Below are 19354 nucleotides of genomic sequence, written 5' to 3'. Positions count from 1 at the left end.
TGGACACTCACAAAATAACAATTATCCCTCTCATGTCAAGAACTTTCTTGATCATAAACTAAAATACGACTGTATGTAGTAATGAAATAGGGCAAAGCACCCGACCCTTCAGCCATTCCAATCTACACTCAGTTTCCGATTTTAAAGCTCTACCGGCAAATTTCAGCCCGGAAATTCCGACCACCCTCAGATCAATTTCAGCATCCCCAATAACCCTTCCGGCACCCTCCAAAAACGGTCCGACTTTCCCGATAATATTCTTCCCGTAGAGCCCTCAAAATAAACGATGATTGTGATAACAATCACAAACCACTTTATATCCCGGACAATACAAGACACCGACGACAATAAAGATTGTGAAATACTTCACAATAAATTCTCGGTCAAACCACCTCAATCGATCCCCAACAAGGTTTCAATTGTGAAATAAATCACAATGTTTCCGAGCCAAAGAGGGCTTTCGGACAAGTTTTACGACCGCTTAAAAGGTATAAATTAGACCTGTCGAAATCAGGTAAAGACGGCTGTCATCGCTATCGATTTCATGCCATTCCCACTCCGCCGAGAGCAGAAAATCGAGGTTGAGATTTTGCCATAATTTGACCGACCCAATCAGGCTGCTCCTGTTAAAATTGAAATCGGAATAATATATGGGATCGTTCCCATACCGGTGTTGTCCAAGCTGGTTTTCGAGCATAAAAAAGGCCCGGCGGGAATTGTAAAAATCGAGCCCGATCTGAAAATAATATTCCAGATAATCCTCATCGTTTTCAAAATCCGAAGCCATCGACAGTATTTCTATTTTGGGTCCCAGCGCCGGAATAAAACGGCCCAGGTCACGGTCCAGCAGGATTCCCATCCGGCCCAGGATATAATCGATATTGAGATAATTATCGTTTTCGAAATTGAAATATTCCAGATCAATATCCGGGCGGATGCATAAATCAGATCCGACCGGGATTCTCAAATCGGCGGTGAGGGTGGTCAGGATATAATTATCCAGATTATCCGGTTCATTATAGCCCTTGCTCTCCAGTGATAAATCGCCCAGGATCTGGACCTCCCCGACCACCCCGGCATAGCCTATTTGAGCCTTATAGGCCATGTAATCGAGAATCGCCGAATCCGGCACCTTTCGTTTTTCCACCCCAGCCATCAAATAAAGCGAGTTATATCCGGCCGATAAAAAATCAAGACCGATTTCCGCCCCGAACCGGGAGTAGTTGTAAACCAGTTCACCGACCGAATCGAATGCCACCTTTTCGCCATAAGCTTTCAGGTGTGTTAACAGAGTCTGAGAAAGGCTTTTTCGGTATTTCAGTTTACCTCCGAAAACCATCAAATCCTCACCTGGATCGGCGGTACCCCGGTATTGATTTCTGATATCAAAATTAAAATCGGCATCCCAGCGATTGTCGGTCGAACCCAGAGCGGCATGCCCGTATCCCCGGGCCCGGAAAGTCTCCGGGGATTGCTCCCACCCGGTTTCCACGACATAGCGCCCCTCCCCATTGGGATTATATTTCAAATAAATCAGCCCTTTGACATCATCGAGATAATCTTTTCTCAGCAGGATATTATCCGTCTCATCGGGATTCGGGATCAGGGCGGTATCATAGCGGCTGGAGCTGTAGAAATATTCCTGAGAAACGAAATCATAACCCAGGCCGGTTCTGATCCCGAGATCGCCGGAGGCGTTAGCCGGGCTGGCTCCGGCGACCAGGATAATTATCGTCAGAGAGAAGAAGCAGAAAAAATGTTTGACTGGCAAGCGTCACGACTCCAGTAATTCTTTGGCCTTATTGACATTCATCTGGGCGGCCTTGATATTGGCGGCGCAGGCTTCGACATTACCTTCATTGCAAAGACGTTCGGCTTCCCGCAGATGCTGGCGGGCCTTATTCATTAATTCGCCGGCTTCGGCATTTCCGTTCTGGACGGCGTTTTCAAGATACCGATCGACCTCACCTTTAAGCTGGTTCATTTTCTTCTCCAGTGAGCCCTGGCCGGCACACAGGTTATAGGCCTGACGAAACATCTGCTGGACCGTATTCATATTCCCCTCGGCCTGATCGGCCTGGCCATCGTTTAGCATCCGCTCGCACTCGCGCATCCGGTCCCGGGCCTTTTCCATCAATTTCCCGGCCTCGTCGCTGTCGCAATCGGCAATCATATTTTGAGCCTGTTCCATTTTCTGCTCCAGCTGGCGCCACTGGTTGCGGAGACGATGCAACGGCCCCTGCTCGGCTTTAAATTTCTCGAGGAGGCCGCGGATTGATTTCTCGGCCTGCCGCGACATTTTAAGAGCCGGGCGAAGCTCATTATTACGGTAAAATTCCCAAGCCCGGTTTTGATTGTCACGGGCGGAGTCAAACAACCGGAGATACATCCGGGGCACATCCGGGGTAATCCGGTTTTGTATCTGATCGATTAAATTATCGGTCTTTTCCAACTGGCGTAAAACCAGGTTTTCATTCTCCTCGGCCTGAAGACTTATAGCCAAAACCGCCCGGGCTTGCTCGCGGGCTTTGAGAGTATATTCCAGTGCCCGGACATACATCGCCCGCTGGCCGAATTCGTGAGCACTGTTTTGTACCAGTATGGCCAGATCCAGAAGGGCTTTGCCCTTTTCGGTTTGGGTCTGTTGCTGAACCACTCGAGCTCGGTTAATAACCTCCTGAGTTTTTTCATACTCATTCATAAATTTGTTTCTGACTATCTGGCCATTCGATTGAGCCAGAACATTGCCCGCAAGAAGCAAAGCTATGAATAAAAAACTCATTGTCGAAAATTTGCGTTTCATGGTCTTCTCCTTATTTTATACCGGAGAAAATATATCTCAAGAATCATGCCAATCCGGACACAATCGTATTCCCCTGTATGCCAAAGACTTTCGCTCCTGGCCGGGGGTTTCCCCTCGTGTCCGGAGTACCTCTCGGTACACCCCGGACTTAAATGCTCACTTGATATCATGATATTTCATTCGCGAATACAGTCTTCGGCGAGTGATTTTCAGTATTCTGGCCGCCTCGGTTTTGTTCCCGCCGCTTTTCCTTAAAGCCTCAAGAATCATTTCCCTTTCCCCGGCTTCAAGCCCGCCTCCTGTTTTAAATCCGGCCGTCTCAAGCGGCGCTGTTTCGGTTTCATCTTCGATTCCGATATGTTCCAGATCAATCCTCTCCCCGGCCGCCAGAATCATGGCCCGCTCCATTATGTTTTTCAATTCCCGGATATTCCCGGGCCAATCATAAGATTGGAGTGATGAAACAACTTCGCCGGAGAGATCGGGATGGGCGTATTTTTTCTGTTTCAGGAAATATTCGGCCAGGGGTGGAATATCCTCGCGCCGCTCGGTCAGTGAGGGGATCCTGATAGGAAAAACATTGAGTCGGAAATAAAGGTCTTCCCGGAATATCCCGGCGGCAATATCTTCTTTCAGCTTGCGGTTGGTGGCCGCGATAACGCGGACATCAACCTCGACATTATCAACCCCGCCGACCCGCACAAACTGCCGTTCTTCCAGAATCCGTAGAAGTTTGGCCTGGAGGGAGGGTGAGGTTTCCCCGATCTCATCAAGGAAAATAGTTCCGCCGTCGGCCAGCTCGAACCGTCCCAGCTTGCGTTTATCGGCGCCGGTGAAAGCCCCGCGCTCATGGCCGAATAATTCCGATTCCAGCAGGGTTTCGGTCAGGGCGGCGCAGTTGACTGCAATAAACGGTTTATCGCGGCGGGGGGAATTTTCATGAACCAGGTGGGCCGCCAACTCCTTTCCGGTTCCGGATTTTCCCGTCAACAGAACGGTGGCATCGGATGCCGCCACTTTGGAAATCATCTCCAGCATTTGTCGGGCGGCTTCAGACTGCCCGATAAACCGGTCATAGCTCATACTTTTTAAATCGCCCGCCAGAAGGTTGGAAAGACCGCGGATTTTTTGATTATGGGAAAGCCTCCGGCACAGCAAAACCAGTTCATCCATGGGAAAGGGTTTAACGATATAATCGGCGGCCCCCTTTTTCATCGCTTCCACGGCCGAGGCCACCGTCCCGTAAGCCGTCATGACAATCACGTCGGCATCGCCCTTGTGCCGGGCTTTCTCGATAATCTCCATCCCGGTTATTCCCGGCATGGATAAATCGGTGATAATAATATCATAGGAATGACGCTCGATCAAACTGATCGCCTCGACCGGCGAATTGACCGCCGTCACAGTAAAACCGGCCTCGACCAATGCGCCCTCGACCAGATAGGTCATTTTAGCTTCATCATCAATAACAAGAATATTCGCCATACTATTTATCCTTATCGGCCCCCGGCAGGACCACTCTGAATATGGTCGGGCCGCCCGGACAACTCACAACTGTGATTTCTCCCTGCATTTGCTCGATCAGAGTCCGGGAAAGATACAAACCCAATCCCGAACCGGTCGTCCCGGTTGTATAGAACGGTTCGAAAATGGATTTAATTTGATTTTGATCCATCCCCCGGCCATTATCTTTTACGGAGAGAACCACCCGCCCGCCGGACAACCCATAACCCAAAGAAACCTCGGCCCCGGATATTCCCCGGACGGCTTCGGCCCCGTTTAAAACAAGATTGATAATAACCTGCCTTAAGGCGGCCGGATCGGCGGTCGCGGCGATTGGTCCGGAGCTTTTATCAACCGCCAGACTGATCCCGTCCTGGATCAGGCGGGGGTGGAATTGCTCTGCAATCCGGTCCAGAAGGGTCCCGATCTCGATCTTTTCATTCTTAAGAATCTTTTTCCCGGAAGCAAAATCAAGATAAGCCGAGACTATCCCGTTGAGCCGGTCGGTCTCCTCGATAATAAAATCGGCTTCGGTCAGACCGCTTTTTTTCAGGCGTTCGGCCGAGGCCCGGATAATCATAAGCGGATTTTTTATCTCATGGGAAACGACCGCCACCATCCGCCCCAGGTTGGCCTGCGATTGAGCCATAAAAAGCGACCGCTCGGCGGCATTGATACGGCGCTGAACCAGAAAAAAGAAAAATCCGAATAACAGGCCGCCGCAGATAGAGAATAGCGACGACAGGTACAGGTTGCGGCGCAAATCGATCAAAACGCCGGTATAATCAACATCGGCTTCGATTCCAAGAACCGCAATCGGTAAACCGGTCGAATCGAAAATCGGCGTGAAAGCCGATTTGAGAACGATATCCCCGACCCGGTACCCATCGGTAACCACCGTGGCCTCCCCGGGCCGATCCGGATTCAGAAGATTCAGGGTGAAAACCGAGTCGATATAAACATCGTTGAGGGGCGCCAGATAATAAATGGAATCGGCCTCCAGCAGGGTGGTTGCCATATAGTGGTATTCATTATCTATTATAAATACTTCCGAGAGAGAATCGGCGGCCATAATGCGACCCAAAATCCCAAGGGTGGAGTCGTAGGCCGAGAGATAACCGGCTTTGAGCGATTCGGCCAGTTCCGGGCTGATCCAGGCCGCCCCCAGGCGGGCTACAGATTCCAGGCGATGAGACAGTTGATATTCGAATCTTTTTCCCGTAGTCGAATAAAACAGCCACCAGGCGACATTAACCAGAATAATAATCAAAGCCGTGAATATAATCACGGCGGCGGTTCGTTTACGGAAGGGAATCATGGCATAAGTATCGACATCACCGCCAGTTGCGTCAACAACAAAGTGACCGGGACGCCTTCAACGACAAACCCTTTCAGCCGATAATTATATTGATCGCGAAATTAAACGCGGCAATGATGAAATAACTTTACCGGCAACAGGAAAAATCATATATTAAGATATCCAATTTGCCCGCAGGGGGAGATCATGGCAGAAAAAAGACGTCTTGAAAGACGAAACACGCTTTATTATCTGAAGGTCTTTGATCGTAACACCCGCCGCCTGACCGGTCGGCTGACCGATATTACCACCGAGGGAATGAAGCTGGTGAGCGACAAACCGATCGAGGCCAACCGATCCTATAAACTCAGGATCGTGTTACCGGAACCGATTCGCGGTAAAAACCAGATCGTCCTTGATGCTGTCAGCGTCTGGTCAAAACCCGACCCCAATCCGGCTTATTACGGCTCCGGATTCCGCTTTACGGATATATTGCCGGAAAGCCGGAATACTATCGAAAATTCGTTCGACAGTTATCTTTTTCCGGACTGGCGAACGAGTTTTTAGCACCGGCCGGACCGGCGTCATCGGGAATTTTCAGCTACGCAGGGGACGGGAATATATTATTCCATGCTCCAGGAAAAATTTCAGCAGGGTCAGGGCTTCGCCCCAGCCGGCGGCGCATTCCAGTATCATGGCCCGGTCTTCGGCCGTATCAAGATAACCGTCTTCGGTTAGATCGATCACCGTCCCCCCGTATTGCGAACTGAGTTTAATCGTGATGGTGGTCGGATGACGGCTCCCCCATTCGAAAACAAACAAACCGGGCCGGCGGATATCGATTACTTTCCCGGGGCTTTCAAGATTATTAAAATCCGGCCCCCAGTTTTTCCAGCGCCAGACTATTTTGCCGCCCGGCACCGGATCCATTTCGAGCCCATTGGTGAAAAACGAATTCCATCCCCGAGCCGTGGTAATCGTATCGAATACTTTTTCGCGCGGAACGGCGATATACGTTTTATGACGAATCGATTTTCCGAATGATTGGGTCATCATTTACCCCTGATTTTTAGAATCCATAAATTCTAATACGGGGATGCCCAGAAATATTTAAAATTATCAGTATAATACTTTAACAGTTTCGGAAATTCGGTCCCCAGAGTATCGCACCTGCCAATCCGATCCGGATAGTAGTCGACCGGGTCGAGATAAATCCAGACACGATTGCTGTCCTGCCGCGATTCATAGCCGAACTGACTGCCCAGCGGGCAACAGAACCGAAACAGGTTTTTGGCCATATAGGCTTTATACTCAATCTTGAGTTTGGGCGATCCGTTCCAGTTGATATCATCGTTGATTACCAGCGAATCGCCATTGATCATCATCTGCCTGACTTCGGCAATACTCAGCAAGCGGCCGTCCCGATCAGTGAAATAGCCTGCAAAAGTGGGATCCATATAAAGCCATTTGCCCAGGCTATCGGAATAAACCATGTTTATGACATGGCAGTCGGGATCGGTAGTGTCGGCCGGAAAGCAGGTGACATGGCGCGAGGGAAAACCCATCGATAAACACACTTCGTTGAGAATCGTGGCCATCATCCGGCAGTTAACCCCCCGGTCCTCCTCCCTGCAGACTGAAATCAAATTAAGAGCATTGGCCGGAGATGGATTTGCCGAATTCCCGTCATGACGGACAATATTGTGCGCCCACCACATCAGATTGATAATCCGGTCGATTTGTGCTCCATCGCCGGCCACACTATCCAGATTATATTTTTCCCTGAGAGTGACCAGATCCGTATCATCCGGACCGGAGTAATAAAAGGGTTTGAATCCGGTAATCGGGCTGTTTCCGAATGATGCAAACCGGCTGAGAACCCGGCGCTTCGCCTCATACTGCTGGTTGAGACCCTCATGAAAAATGAACACCTGGACCGATGTGTCCTGAGATGTCACAAAAAAAACCCGCGCCGGTTCCGTAGTCGGAGGGATAATAACAGTATCAATGGTGGAATAAAGGATAAAATCGAAATCGCAAGTGATATTGTTTGTGTCGATCCCCGCCGAAAAATCAATCGGTGCCGATCCAATAATCTCGCCGAAACGGTAACAGATCGTATCTCCCTCCATTCGAAGGATATATTCCCGGATGGTCTCAGCCGAATCATGGCCGCCCGTCTGAGAAATACCCGAAACCGCAATCGCCAGAATTACGGCGGCGAACAGAATCGTTACTCCCTTCATTGCTGTCCCTTTCCCGGATGTCCGTGGTAATTTGTGTCGGGATTTAGTATTTTTATTAAGCCGAATTTAGAGGTTAAGCCTTTTTGATGCAATCGATTATTTAAAATCTCATCAAATCGTAACGCGAAAATGACCATTCCGGGGTTAAAAGAACCTCGCCTCTATCAAGGATATACCACGGACTCAACAGCGAGTCTTCAAGATTTTTCAGCAGGTGTATTTCCTGGGCGGGCATAAAACTCTGGGCCAGTAAAAATACCTGTTTGCCCTCGTCTTCATTTACCGCCAGATCGACCACAAGAACGGCATGCCCCGGAAATCCGCCCTGAATAAAAACATCACCAATCTGAATGCGATCGGGATCGCCGACCCGGTCCAGTTCCCGGCTTAGAGAATACGAACCGGCGTAAGAAAAAACCGTTTTCAGATATTTTAAAAAATTTTCATATGATGAATCAGGCGGAACTGATTTCTCCCATAATGCTCTATCCCCCGCGATCCATGGACGATAACCATCGACCCAGGCCCGATACCAGGCCGTATCGCCGCTGGTGAAATTGAAATGGATGGAATCGTACTCCGCTCGGCTGTACAGATATTCCGCGCGAAGCCTGATTACGGCATCGGCACATTGCTGAAGATTTTCCCGCCCGACATCGATATCAATGACCGCCTGATGGGCCTCCTGGTTGCCCTTTAACGAGCCATCATATAGATGAACTCCGGGCCGACCCTCCTTGAGCGGAAGATATCTCAGCCATTCACCAAATGAGCCATCATCAACCGGCATTCTACGGAATCCTTCGGGAGGAGGTATTCGGGCGGCAATGGTTTCGGCCGAGTCGATTTCAGGCCGCCAGAAATATGAATGATTTTGGGCCCATGCCGAAGAAACCACCCCAAAACAGCCGGCCGTAATAATGGGCAGAAACGGGATTATCACGCGGCCTATTATCTTTGCCCATTTCATTCGGTACCCGGCGGTTTAATCATCAAGGGTGAATTTCCAACCGCAGTAAAAATCGCGTTCCTGGGGATCCGGCGGGCAGGCGATACATTCGGTCTTAATCCGGGGATCAATTGTCCGCGCGAATTCCCGGTATTCGACAATACCCACCGATTTGCAGGGAAAGGGCGGCATTTCTTTTCTTTTACGGGCCGACTGAACCCGGCAATCGACCATCTTGAAAACAAAAGATCGCGGCCTTTCATCGGTAATGGTTTGTTCGTTTAACACCGCATAGAGCCTGAACCCAAGAGCCTTTTTGAGTGCCTCAAGCCCGCCATTCTCAGCAATCCCGTGACGGGCCATAATCCGTTTGGCCTCGATCCGGGTAAATTTATCCCAGGCCTCGGTGTCGAGCTTGATAGCGGTCTGCATATCTGTTTCCTTTTCGGCCGCCTGAAACCAGAGACCGTCATGAGCCAGCCAGTTTTTGGCGAAATCTTCGATCATCCCCAGGAGGGTTTCCCGCGGAAGATTTTTTAGATTGTCAAGGGACATGGTTACTCCATTTTAAACCGGTTTAAAATAAGATTTGAATGATAATAATGTGAATTGTTACCGGGGGCAAACAAAAAGGTCGGCGGCCCTTCAGGTAAATAAAAAAAGCGGGGAAGTGCTCATTCCCCGCTTCGGTGACCGAGCCAGAATATTCCCGGCCGCTAATGACTAAACGAAGGAGTTAAAATTCAGCCATCTCCTCTTCCTTGAGCGGAATGATATCGACCGCCTTATCTTTATTCTTGCGGCTCTGAACATTCCCGGCCGTTTTTGCTTTGGTTGATCTGCCCAGGGTACTGCGGATACGATTCGACATCCGAGACGAGAGCCCCCCGGTCCCGTTATCGTGATGTTCTTTACCCCTGGAAATATCCACCATGGACAAGGTATTGGCGCCATGAACCACCTGGGCCAATTCCCCCACGATTTCCTGAAGTTGCTGAGCCTGGGCGGCCAATTCCTCGCTGGCGGACGATGATTCCTCCGCGTTAGAGGCATTCTGCTGAGTCACCTGATCCATCTGAGACATGGCTGTATTCAATTGATCGATACCCTGGGTCTGTTCGTTGCTGGCCACCGAAACCTCGTTGATCAGGTCCGTTACCTTGCGGCTGCCGTTGGAAATATCCTGGAGAATTTCATTGAGTAGTTCCGTCACCCGGACACCGTTTTCGGCGTTCTTCTGGGCGCCTTCGATTAGAGCATTGGTATTCTTGGCCGCTTCGGCCGATCTCTGGGCCAGATTACGGACCTCTTCGGCCACCACAGCAAAGCCCTTACCGGCCTCTCCCGCCCGGGCCGCTTCGACCGCCGCGTTGAGAGCCAGAAGGTTGGTCTGGAAAGCGATCTCGTCGATGACTTTGATTATCTTGGCGGTCTCATCGGATGATTTTTTAATTTTTTCCATGGCCTCCGACATTTCCTGCATCGCCTGAGCCCCCTTGGCCGATGATTTATTCGCCTCATCAGCCAGCGTGCTGGCCTGTTTGGCATTATCAGCATTCTGCCGGGTCATACTGGCCATTTCCTCAAGCGACGACGAGGTTTCTTCAAGCGATGAAGCCTGCTCCGAGGCACCCTCGGCCAACGACTGGCCGGCCGCGGCCACCTGTTCCGAGGCGGCGCCGACTTGCTCGGCTCCCGATGTCAAGCCTTTGATTATTCTATTAATCGGTCCGGTAATACCGCGCGTAATGATCAGGGCCAGCAATATACCGACAATCATACCGGCCACTGCCAAAGTGATCATCAGGGTATTGGCCTGGGTCATGACCGACTGCGATTCTTTCTCGGTCTCGGCCTGTAGTTTATTAATATTGTCGGTCAGCGAGGCCGCGGCGGTCATTACATCCTGATATTCACTGCGGTTATTTACTATAGCCTCGTAAAATTTAATACCCGCTTCTTCGTATTCCTGGATATACTGATGTATTGTCGCGGCTGTCCGGGCCAGATCGCTCTTATCCTGAACCAGGCTGGCCCAGTCATTCAGACCGGTCTTCATCTTGGCCAGTTGTTCCTGGTACGCGGTCCATTGGGCATCGGCATTGGTGGCTACCAGATATACCGCCGTAACCCGCAGTACCAGGAATTTCTCGACTACATCCTGATCCAGTCTGACCCCGTATTCATTCCAGATCTTCAACTGGTTTATATTACCCGAGTTCTCCGCCGCCCGTTTGGCCGGGTTGATGATATTTTCCATGGCCGAGTTAATATCGTTGGTCACGCTCCAGCCCAGCTTGCCCCACTGCTCAAAGGAGGCATCCTTTTGCTTTCGGGCGGCTACCATCCCCTGGACTCCGGCATCATATTCATCGATATTCCGGAGGGCATTGTCGATCAGGGTAAGGTCGGACGATGACAACCCGCTTGATTTTCTCATTTCATTGAGAAGTTCTTTTTGAGCCGCATAAACATCGGTATACTTCTCAACACTGTTTTTGGTATCATTTCCCTGCTTGGCAAAACCCTGGTTAATAAAATCCTTTATATGGCCGCGGGCTGACTGCAGGTTATCTTTGGCCAGATTGGCCTGGGCAGTTACTTGCGCCAGTTCTTCGACATTTTGCAGGCCATTCCAGCCGGTAAAACTCAAAATCAGGGCAATAATTATCAAAATGGCGAAGCCGCCGCTGATTTTGGTCCCCAGTTTCATGTTCTTGAACATAATATTTCCCCTTATCCCGACAGGTTAAACAAGATTCTTTCTCGACCAATCCAAATATCCTGATATGTCCTTTCTATCAATAATATTCAGCCCCGGTTTGCTTCCATCGGCAAAGTCCGTTTCCCTTTGTAAATAGAATCGTTCGCAATGGATTTTTATTAACCGGGTATAAATGGGGCCGTTTCGGGTATGGGATATACCCGATCACTATTTGGTGGTAATTGTCTTCAGGTATGATTCCAGGTTAATCGCCTGACCTGATATCTTCAGTTTTCTTCGGATGCTGGTCCGCTGCTTGTCGACGGTTTGGTAGGAGATTCCCAGGATCGCCGCAATATCCTTGGATGATCGACCTGATTTGATCAGGTTGCAAATCTCGATTTCACGAGGACTAAGTTTTCGGAAATTGGTTTCAAGAGTATCGATAAATGGGGCCGTTATATCCGTCAGGGAATCCTCCAGCAAATCAATATAGCGGCGATGATTATCATCGAGCCGAACCTTGAGATTGTGAATGACGGGCATGATAATGCTATCGACATTCGACTGGAGGCGTTTTTTTATCTGCTGTTTTTCTTCCTCGATTTTTTCAAGGACTTCTTTCAGGGCGATATTTTTTTTACGCAGGGTTATCTGTTCGGTTAATAATCTGGCCCGGGTTTCTTCCAGTGAGGAAATAGTCTTTTTCTGAGTCGAAACATCACGAAAGGCGGCCACCCGGATTTTTCGGCCTTCGTAATGATACTCTTTGGCAATAATTTCCGTATGAATGATCTGGCCGTTTTTCTTCCTGCAGACTGCTTCATAAGGCTCCTGGTGACCGGTTATGACATTTTTTTGCATCACTTCAAGACTATCCTGATTGGCAATAATATATACCGAATTCCCGATCAACTCCTCGCGCGAAAAACCGAACATTTCCACGAAAGCCGGATTGATATCGATTATTATCCCGTTGTCATGAACCACGATTCCCTCGAAGGTGGCCAGATAATGGATCTTGAGGCGTTCCTGGCGGGCGCGAAGTTCCTCTTCCGCCTGCAACCGGGCAATATGAGTGGCCACGGCCCGGGCAACAGTCTCCAGAAAATTCTTATGGCGATCCACAAAAACATCGGATCGTTCTGCCAATATTTTTAAGACCCCGACCCTCTCGCCATAGAGCCAAATATCGGTGGCCAAATCGGATTCAGTATAATCCGGTACAGAGGTATTAACGGCGAAATCCCCAAAAACAATCCATGCGGCGATTTCATCGGGGAAGTCAAAGGCGGTCGGAATGAGATTGACGACCTCCCGTAAATATTCGTTCACCGATAGTTCCTGATTGTCATGAAGAAGGGCGATCCGGTACAGGCATCCCAGTTCTTTTATCTGAATGCCGGAATTATCTTTTGGCTTTTTGTCTTTGATTTTCGATTTCTTTTTGCCCCCGGCCGAAACCTTCGTTTTGCGGCGCAGGATTAATCCCGAAGTCATTCGCTCACTCCCCTGTATGGTCCCGTTATCATATAATTATCGGAAAAAACTCATACCTCTGAATGAAATATGAACAGATTCGACAATGAGTCGACGGGAGGCGGATTTCACATGAGCATGATAATTTTAAAAAATTCTTGCTTTGAATATGGAAAAATATTATTTGAACTTGACTGCGGGCGATTCTTTGGTGAATTTTTATCGAGGTTTTATAATGAGAAACGGCAGGAAAAAATCCCTTCTGGATCCGATTAAACAAAACCTGGTCGAGAGATTATCCAATACCGATGTCCGGATCCGGCGCAAGATGCTCCGGGTTCTGGTGGTTTTAGTCGGGCTTTTCCTGTTCTATTGTTTTTTTAGCGGCAGTTATGGTTTTATCCGGATAGCCAAACTCCATCTCCAGAAAAGCCAGCTTGAGGAACGCAACCATCAACTGCTGGTGAATCTGGTCGATGCCGAATTGACCCGGAATCGCCTTCATACGGATATGAAATATATCGAACACATCGCCCGTTCGCGGCATTATTTCTCCCGCCCGGGTGAGGTGATTTACCGCTTCAAGCAGTAACCATCCATGCCCCAGATTAAATCCGAAGGCCTCCTCCTCAAATCCGTCAATTGGAAAGAAAACTCAAAAATCGTAACCATTTTCACCGACAATGCCGGCCGGATTTCCCTTGTCGATCGCGGCGGGCGTTCGCTGAAATCGAAACGGGGACGGTTGATGACTTTCTGCCGAATGGAAATCGCCTATTTTAAATCGGAACGCTCCGGGATGGGTTATATTGGCGAAATCGAACCGCTGGAGACTTTTCAATTTCAAAACGAAGGAATCCTGGGACGGCTGACCTTTGCCTCGGCCGCCCTGGAATTGCTTTACGATCTGCTTCCTGAAGATGAACCCCAGGAAGGTCTTTACAATCTGACTGTCCGATTTCTCCGCCGGACCGACCGGGTCGCCAAATCCGGGATAATCCCGGTTTTCTTGAGTTTTTTCCTTAAAACCCTCTCTTACCTGGGGTACCGGCCCAATTTCGCCGGGTGTCTTGGATGCGGCAAAGATATGGCCGAAACCGCTCTGACCAACTCCAACGGCGTTGCCTTCCATCTCTTTTCCCCGGAACGCGGCGGATTGATATGTTCGGCTTGCCAAATTCCGGGAGAATATTATATTAAGCTCCAATTTGACCGGCTGATAAAAATTTACAGCCTGCAAACCGCCTCCCTGACCGAATCCGGCCGAATGGTTTTACGGCTCGATGAGGCCGAGGAACTTTTGGAACTTCTGGTCGGCTTTTTAAAATACCAGGCGGATACCAAAGAACTGACATCTTTGAAATTCCTGGAAAAACTTAAAAAGACCAGCCTGAAAATGTGAGATGACCACGTGAGCGATCAAAACACCAATGACCGGCTTGAAGAACTGGCTCTGGAATTATCCTCGAAAACTATCGAGGAGGCCCTGATCTGTGCCAACAGTATGGAAAAACTGGTCGACGAGTATGACGATCTTGGAGGCCCGACTTCAGAAACCTACCGGCAGTTAATCATGGAGTTTATCTACCTTTACGTCCACCTGGGCCATCGCTGGAGTTTCGAAACGCACGGGGCGGTCGATGCCGATAAATTCGCAATCAATCTCGAATCCGGTATCAGAAAAATCCTGGCCATGATCAAAGAGGATGATGCCAGCGAAATAATTGCCAGACTTCGCACCGCTGCCTTTGAATATGACCCGGGGAAATACTATCAGCGGAACCTGGAATACAGCCGCTATTTGAAACTGCTCCCCGATTCCGATGATGACCCGGAAACTCGGGGGAAGCTACTCTGGGAATTCGGTGCCGGGATATCCGCAATGGTTGCCGGTCATGAAAAAGACGCGCGCATAATAATCCCTTGTGTGGACTGGACAATAGAGTCTTTGAATAATATGCTGATCCGAAAAAGACTTCAGCAGTTGATAGAAAATTAATTACAGGCAGGATTGAAAAAAGTATGGCCAAAAACGATAACAATAAAATGGAACAACTGGTCTCGCTGTGCAAACGGCGCGGTTTTGTTTTCCCCTCCTCCGAAATCTACGGCGGTTTGAATTCATGCTGGGATTATGGCCCGCTGGGAGCCGAACTCAAACGCAATATCAAAACCTTCTGGTGGGAAGCGATGACTAATCGCCGCGATGATATCGAGGGACTCGATGCCGCTATCCTGATGCATCCCGAAGTCTGGAAAACATCGGGACATGTCGATGAATTCACCGATCCGCTGGTGGATTGCAAAACCTGTAAGGCTCGTTTTCGGGCCGATGACCTCAAAAACCCCGATCAGTGTCCGGCCTGCGGTAATAAAACCCTGACCGAGGCCCGGCAGTTTAACCTGATGTTCAAAACCTTTATGGGGCCGGTCGATGATGAGGCGGCGGTGGTATATCTCCGCCCCGAAACCGCCCAGGGAATCTATGTTAATTTCCTCAATGTCAAAAACTCCTCAAGGCAGAAAATTCCCTTCGGGATCGCCCAGATCGGCAAGGCCTTCCGCAACGAAATCACGCCCGGCAATTTTATTTTCCGAACCCGTGAATTCGAGCAGATGGAAATGCAGTATTTCGTCTATCCGCAGGAGGATATAAAATGGTTCGAGTACTGGAAAGAACAGCGATGGAACTGGTATCTGGAACTGGGGATTAACAAGGACAAAATCCGCTGGCACGAGCACGGCCCCGGCGATCTGGCCCACTACGCCAAATGTGCCTTCGACATCGAATACGAATTCCCCTTCGGCTGGAAAGAACTCGAGGGTGTCCACAACCGGACCGATTTCGATCTTTCTCGTCACCAGGAAGCGACCAACAAAAAACTGCTGGTGGTCGATGACCAGCGGAACGAAAAATATATTCCCTATATCATCGAAACCTCGGCCGGTTGCGACCGAACCCTGCTGACGGTGCTGGTCGATGCCTACGAGGAGGATCCCTCCCGCGGAGAAAAATCGGCCGTACTCAAATTCTCGCCCAAAATCGCGCCGATCAAGGCGGCTGTCTTCCCGCTGGTCAAAAAGGACGGTATGCCCGAAATCGCCGAAAAAATCTATCACGAACTTAAGAAAAAATTCAAGGTTTTCTATGATGATTCCGGTTCGGTCGGGCGGCGCTACGCCCGGATGGATGAGGCCGGGACACCTTTCTGTATCACGGTCGATGGGCAGACGACTGAGGATGAAACGGTAACTATCCGCGACCGCGATTCGATGGCCCAGACCCGCCACAAAATCAGCGAACTGGAGACCTATCTGGCGGAACGGATCAAGGTATAGTCAAAGAATTAATTTTGGTATTTACAGCTTTATGATCTGATCTAAAATTCGGCCATCCTGAATCCACATCAAAAAAGGCCCGCCGGTTGGCGGGCCATAAATATCAGAAAATAATACTGATCTTCGTTTATTTCAACAGAAGCATCTTCCTCGTTTCGGCATAGTCGCCGGATTTGATCTGATAGAAATAGATCCCGGTTCCGACCGCATGACCCTCACTGTCGGCTCCATCCCAATCAGCCGTATATGTCCCGGCCGAACGTTCATGATCAACCAGATTCCTGATAACCTGGCCAAGAATATTATAAATGGTAATCGATATGTGAGACCGTGACCCGACCGTGTAGCTTATCCTGGTTGAGGTGTTGAAAGGATTGGGCAGATTCTGCCGGAGAGCAAAACCATTGGGCGAAAGAGAACCATTGGCGCCATCATCGACATCCAGCGAAAATTCGGTCAAATTGATAAAAACCGACAGGGCACTGCCGCCGTAATTGGTCACGGCGATATCGGGATAGCCGTCATTGTCGAAATCATCGGCAACCATCCGGGCCGGATTGTCGATCACAGAGTAAGGATCGGGCGTGCCGAACGTGCCGTCTCCGGCATTAAGCATGACGACGATATCATCGGCCCACCAGCGTCCCAGGGCGATATCAATATCATCGTCGCCGTCAAAATCACCGTTACAGATTCCCGAAGCTTTTTCACCGGCGCTGTATGATACGGCGGCGGCAAAGGTCCCGTCACCGTCGTTTATCAGGATATAGGCCGCTTGCGCGCCATCACAGGCCACCGCGATATCCGGCCAGGTATCGCCGTCGAAATCGGCCGAGGTGATTTCCCGCGGCCCGCTTCCGACCGCATATATGACATCATCGGCGAAAGTCCCGTCACCGTCATTCATCAAAATTGATATGCTGGAGGAGGTGTTGTTGGTCACCGCCAGGTCGATATCATCGTCCTTATCGAAATCACCGCTGATTAATGAAAACGGCCCTTCACCGGTGGCATAGCCAACCTGCGAGGCGAAGGTGCCGTCACCGTTATTCAAAAAGACCGAGATATTGTCGGCCGCGTAATTAACCACCGCCAGATCATTGTCCAGATCACCATCGAAATCACCGTAAGTGATGGCGTACGGCGATGACGGGGTGGCATAGTTGGCCGGGGCAAGGAAATTACCACTGCCATAGTTGAACCGCACCGTAATGGTGTTATCGTTATAATTGACAATCACCAGATCCCGGTCGGTGTCGCCGTCCAGATCGACCAGACAGACTCCCGCCGGAGCGTCACCCGAAGCAAAAGCCGTAGCCGCGGCAAATGTCCCATCGCCGTTATTAAGCGACACATAGATACTGTCGGCAAAATGGGCCGAATTGACCAGATCGACAAACGTATCGCCGTCAATATCCCCGGCCGCCACGGTATGGGCGCCATTGCCGGCGGAATAATTGACCGAGTCGCCGAAAATCGTCCCGGCCGATGATAATGAAACCATTGCCATCGTCAGGACAACGGTCATAATCAGATAACGAATTTTCACCAAAAACCCCTTTCTGTTACTTTTAATCCCATTTTGCTTTTTATCGGTCATTCGGGACCGGACTATAGCCATCCGGGGGCTGGTAAGATTTCACGGCGAACTTCCTTGCCGGGATTGAACTTCAGCCATCCCGACCAGATCAATGTTATCGGCCGACGACTAATTTGATAACCATGAGTTTCTTTTTCTTGTCAGAAGGTTTTTACATCCATTATATTGCAACTTTAAAAAATGTTTATTAACCAGCAATTTACGCCAGGAGGGTCTATGAGGAAACTGCTCTTGCTCGTGGGAATAATCATGATACTCTGCATCTCGGCGAGCGCGCAACAGACAACTGCCGGTATAACGGGCAAAGGAATCAAACTCGGTATTGGCTTCGCCGGGATCAATACCGACTACGATGAGCTGGATGAATTTCTTGACAGCCGGGTTGGATTCACCGGCGGTGCTTTCATGACCTACAGCCTCAACCGTCAATTCGCCGTGCAACCGGAAATCCTGTACGTTTCTAAAGGAGCCGAAAAGGACCTCTTCTTCGTCTCCGCCGAATGGTCCATTGATTATCTGGAACTCCCGGTGTTGCTGAAATACGACCTTGTGCCCGACGGCAAGGTCAATCCCAATCTGTTTATCGGACCTGCGTTTGCCTTGCTGCTGAGTTCAGAACTCCGGGCCAGTAGCTATTCGGTCGACGTCACTGATGTTATGAAATCCATGGATGTTGGTCTTGTTTTTGGCGGCGGGATTGAATACAAACGCATCACCTTCGATGTCAGATATACTCTGGGGTTAATGGGCACGGTCGATGCCGCTGACGAATGGAACGAGTTGACAGAAGCGGAGCCGGGCGATTACTATTATCTTGAAAGCGACCCCTCGGTTAAGAACACGAATCTCTCTTTCATGATCGGCGTCAAGTTTTAGTCGGATATTCGGCTTTAATATAAACCTCCGGCGTTGTTGATGAGCTTGTGATTGCTTCGGTAACAGGCCGGGGTATTTTTTTGGTTAATCCGCGGCAGAATATAGCCAATTGGAGGAGATGGAGTAATCAAGAAAATAATGCCAGTATGAAACAATTGACAGGATTAGACGATTATATATATTGCGAGTGGAACTGACGATTTCCGCCGATTGTAGAAATCTATAGACGTCCGATTTTGGGGGTGTAAAGGTTTCGACGGGATTGGTGTGGGATTGTCGGCGTGCCGAGAAACACCGGTTTTCTCGTAAAACATCCCGGTACCATAGAATAAATGGCAACTACGATTATGCCATGGCTGCCTAGTAACTAAGGCAACCCGTTCCACCTGCCTGCCGCCTTTCCGGGCGGGCTGGGGCGTCGATTCGGAAGGCTCGGTTTCCCGAACGCCTTTACGGGCGACTTAAAAAATAAAGGCTGGCGCCGGTTGTGGCCTGCCGCTCGGCAGCATCCGGGGCGAGAACTTAAAGAGTCGGCTACGCACGTAGATGATGGTCTGG

Annotated in this window: 17 protein-coding genes and 1 other RNA gene; 7 read left to right on the top strand and 11 right to left on the bottom strand. The window is 49.7% G+C overall.

Translation table 11 applies throughout. The annotated features are described in order from the left end of the window. Positions 1-481: 481 nt before the first annotated feature. The 4 genes from JXQ28_07990 to JXQ28_07975 form a co-directional block, all read right to left on the bottom strand. Positions 482-1771 (bottom strand): hypothetical protein, encoded by a 1290-nt coding sequence (locus JXQ28_07990; GenBank protein ID MBN2277670.1) that lies wholly within the window; start codon positions 1769-1771, stop codon positions 482-484. A gap of 3 nt (positions 1772-1774) precedes the next feature. Then, entirely contained in the window at positions 1775-2803 is a 1029-nt protein-coding gene (locus JXQ28_07985; GenBank protein MBN2277669.1) for a hypothetical protein, read from the bottom strand. A gap of 156 nt (positions 2804-2959) precedes the next feature. Further along, a complete protein-coding gene (locus JXQ28_07980) occupies positions 2960-4288 on the bottom strand; it encodes a sigma-54-dependent Fis family transcriptional regulator (protein ID MBN2277668.1) in 1329 nt (442 codons plus the stop codon). A 1-nt stretch (position 4289) separates the two neighbouring features. Next, a complete protein-coding gene (locus tag JXQ28_07975; GenBank protein ID MBN2277667.1) occupies positions 4290-5624 on the bottom strand; it encodes a HAMP domain-containing histidine kinase in 1335 nt (444 codons plus the stop codon). A 186-nt stretch (positions 5625-5810) separates the two neighbouring features. Between JXQ28_07975 and JXQ28_07970 the strand changes: the two genes are divergently transcribed. Continuing rightward, positions 5811-6170, top strand: coding sequence for a PilZ domain-containing protein (locus tag JXQ28_07970; protein MBN2277666.1), 360 nt, complete (start codon positions 5811-5813; stop codon positions 6168-6170). Between the two features lie 30 nt (positions 6171-6200). On the opposite strand, the gene JXQ28_07965 is transcribed toward JXQ28_07970, so the two are convergent. The 6 genes from JXQ28_07965 to JXQ28_07940 all read right to left on the bottom strand — a co-directional run bounded on the left by JXQ28_07965 (position 6201) and on the right by JXQ28_07940 (position 13002). Then, positions 6201-6659: an SRPBCC domain-containing protein gene (locus JXQ28_07965; GenBank protein MBN2277665.1), complete on the bottom strand. Its 459-nt coding sequence runs from the start codon at positions 6657-6659 to the stop codon at positions 6201-6203. Between the two features lie 29 nt (positions 6660-6688). Continuing rightward, the gene (locus JXQ28_07960) at positions 6689-7849 is read right to left on the bottom strand and encodes a transglutaminase domain-containing protein (protein ID MBN2277664.1); all 1161 of its coding nucleotides are present in this window, start codon (positions 7847-7849) and stop codon (positions 6689-6691) included. A gap of 100 nt (positions 7850-7949) precedes the next feature. Continuing rightward, positions 7950-8819 (bottom strand): DUF4846 domain-containing protein, encoded by an 870-nt coding sequence (locus JXQ28_07955; protein ID MBN2277663.1) that lies wholly within the window; start codon positions 8817-8819, stop codon positions 7950-7952. Positions 8820-8834: 15 nt separating this feature from the next. Continuing rightward, the gene (locus tag JXQ28_07950) at positions 8835-9353 is read right to left on the bottom strand and encodes a hypothetical protein (GenBank protein ID MBN2277662.1); all 519 of its coding nucleotides are present in this window, start codon (positions 9351-9353) and stop codon (positions 8835-8837) included. Between the two features lie 181 nt (positions 9354-9534). Beyond that, positions 9535-11523 (bottom strand): hypothetical protein, encoded by a 1989-nt coding sequence (locus JXQ28_07945; GenBank protein ID MBN2277661.1) that lies wholly within the window; start codon positions 11521-11523, stop codon positions 9535-9537. Between the two features lie 207 nt (positions 11524-11730). Beyond that, positions 11731-13002, bottom strand: a complete 1272-nt coding sequence (locus JXQ28_07940) for a PAS domain S-box protein (GenBank protein ID MBN2277660.1) — start codon at positions 13000-13002, stop codon at positions 11731-11733. Positions 13003-13216: 214 nt separating this feature from the next. Between JXQ28_07940 and JXQ28_07935 the strand changes: the two genes are divergently transcribed. Genes JXQ28_07935 through JXQ28_07920 form a run of 4 tightly spaced genes read left to right on the top strand, consistent with a single transcriptional unit; the run spans position 13217 to position 16320 of the window. After that, the gene (locus JXQ28_07935) at positions 13217-13573 is read left to right on the top strand and encodes a septum formation initiator family protein (protein MBN2277659.1); all 357 of its coding nucleotides are present in this window, start codon (positions 13217-13219) and stop codon (positions 13571-13573) included. 6 nt (positions 13574-13579) lie between these two features. Further along, entirely contained in the window at positions 13580-14383 is an 804-nt protein-coding gene (gene recO / locus JXQ28_07930) for a DNA repair protein RecO (protein MBN2277658.1), read from the top strand. A 9-nt stretch (positions 14384-14392) separates the two neighbouring features. Continuing rightward, positions 14393-14980, top strand: coding sequence for a hypothetical protein (locus JXQ28_07925; protein ID MBN2277657.1), 588 nt, complete (start codon positions 14393-14395; stop codon positions 14978-14980). A 23-nt stretch (positions 14981-15003) separates the two neighbouring features. Further along, positions 15004-16320, top strand: a complete 1317-nt coding sequence (locus JXQ28_07920; protein ID MBN2277656.1) for a glycine--tRNA ligase — start codon at positions 15004-15006, stop codon at positions 16318-16320. Between the two features lie 127 nt (positions 16321-16447). On the opposite strand, the gene JXQ28_07915 is transcribed toward JXQ28_07920, so the two are convergent. Then, positions 16448-17869, bottom strand: coding sequence for a T9SS type A sorting domain-containing protein (locus JXQ28_07915; protein MBN2277655.1), 1422 nt, complete (start codon positions 17867-17869; stop codon positions 16448-16450). 267 nt (positions 17870-18136) lie between these two features. Here JXQ28_07915 and JXQ28_07910 point away from each other — a divergent pair, with 267 nt between their 5' ends. Beyond that, positions 18137-18796 carry a PorT family protein gene (locus JXQ28_07910; protein MBN2277654.1) on the top strand — a complete coding sequence of 220 codons (660 nt, stop codon included), beginning with the start codon at positions 18137-18139 and terminating at the stop codon, positions 18794-18796. A gap of 238 nt (positions 18797-19034) precedes the next feature. After that, positions 19035-19354: a transfer-messenger RNA gene (ssrA, locus tag JXQ28_07905) on the top strand; the annotation flags it as partial.

The sequence above is a fragment of the Candidatus Zixiibacteriota bacterium genome (assembly GCA_016933955.1).
Classification (GTDB): Bacteria; Zixibacteria; MSB-5A5; order GN15; family PGXB01; genus JAFGTT01.
Note: the sequence above shows the minus strand (reverse complement) of the source record. Positions and strands in the feature narration are given on the sequence as shown.

Coding starts and splice junctions, on each gene's coding strand:
- recO (MBN2277658.1), top strand. CDS start 13,580: ATGCCCCAGATTAAATCCGAAGGCCTCCTCCTCAAATCCGTCAATTGG.
- JXQ28_07920 (MBN2277656.1), top strand. CDS start 15,004: ATGGCCAAAAACGATAACAATAAAATGGAACAACTGGTCTCGCTGTGC.
- JXQ28_07970 (MBN2277666.1), top strand. CDS start 5,811: ATGGCAGAAAAAAGACGTCTTGAAAGACGAAACACGCTTTATTATCTG.
- JXQ28_07975 (MBN2277667.1), bottom strand. CDS start 5,624: ATGATTCCCTTCCGTAAACGAACCGCCGCCGTGATTATATTCACGGCT.
- JXQ28_07980 (MBN2277668.1), bottom strand. CDS start 4,288: ATGGCGAATATTCTTGTTATTGATGATGAAGCTAAAATGACCTATCTG.
- JXQ28_07950 (MBN2277662.1), bottom strand. CDS start 9,353: ATGTCCCTTGACAATCTAAAAAATCTTCCGCGGGAAACCCTCCTGGGG.
- JXQ28_07935 (MBN2277659.1), top strand. CDS start 13,217: ATGAGAAACGGCAGGAAAAAATCCCTTCTGGATCCGATTAAACAAAAC.
- JXQ28_07910 (MBN2277654.1), top strand. CDS start 18,137: ATGAGGAAACTGCTCTTGCTCGTGGGAATAATCATGATACTCTGCATC.
- JXQ28_07945 (MBN2277661.1), bottom strand. CDS start 11,523: ATGTTCAAGAACATGAAACTGGGGACCAAAATCAGCGGCGGCTTCGCC.
- JXQ28_07960 (MBN2277664.1), bottom strand. CDS start 7,849: ATGAAGGGAGTAACGATTCTGTTCGCCGCCGTAATTCTGGCGATTGCG.
- JXQ28_07985 (MBN2277669.1), bottom strand. CDS start 2,803: ATGAAACGCAAATTTTCGACAATGAGTTTTTTATTCATAGCTTTGCTT.
- JXQ28_07965 (MBN2277665.1), bottom strand. CDS start 6,659: ATGATGACCCAATCATTCGGAAAATCGATTCGTCATAAAACGTATATC.
- JXQ28_07940 (MBN2277660.1), bottom strand. CDS start 13,002: ATGACTTCGGGATTAATCCTGCGCCGCAAAACGAAGGTTTCGGCCGGG.
- JXQ28_07955 (MBN2277663.1), bottom strand. CDS start 8,819: ATGAAATGGGCAAAGATAATAGGCCGCGTGATAATCCCGTTTCTGCCC.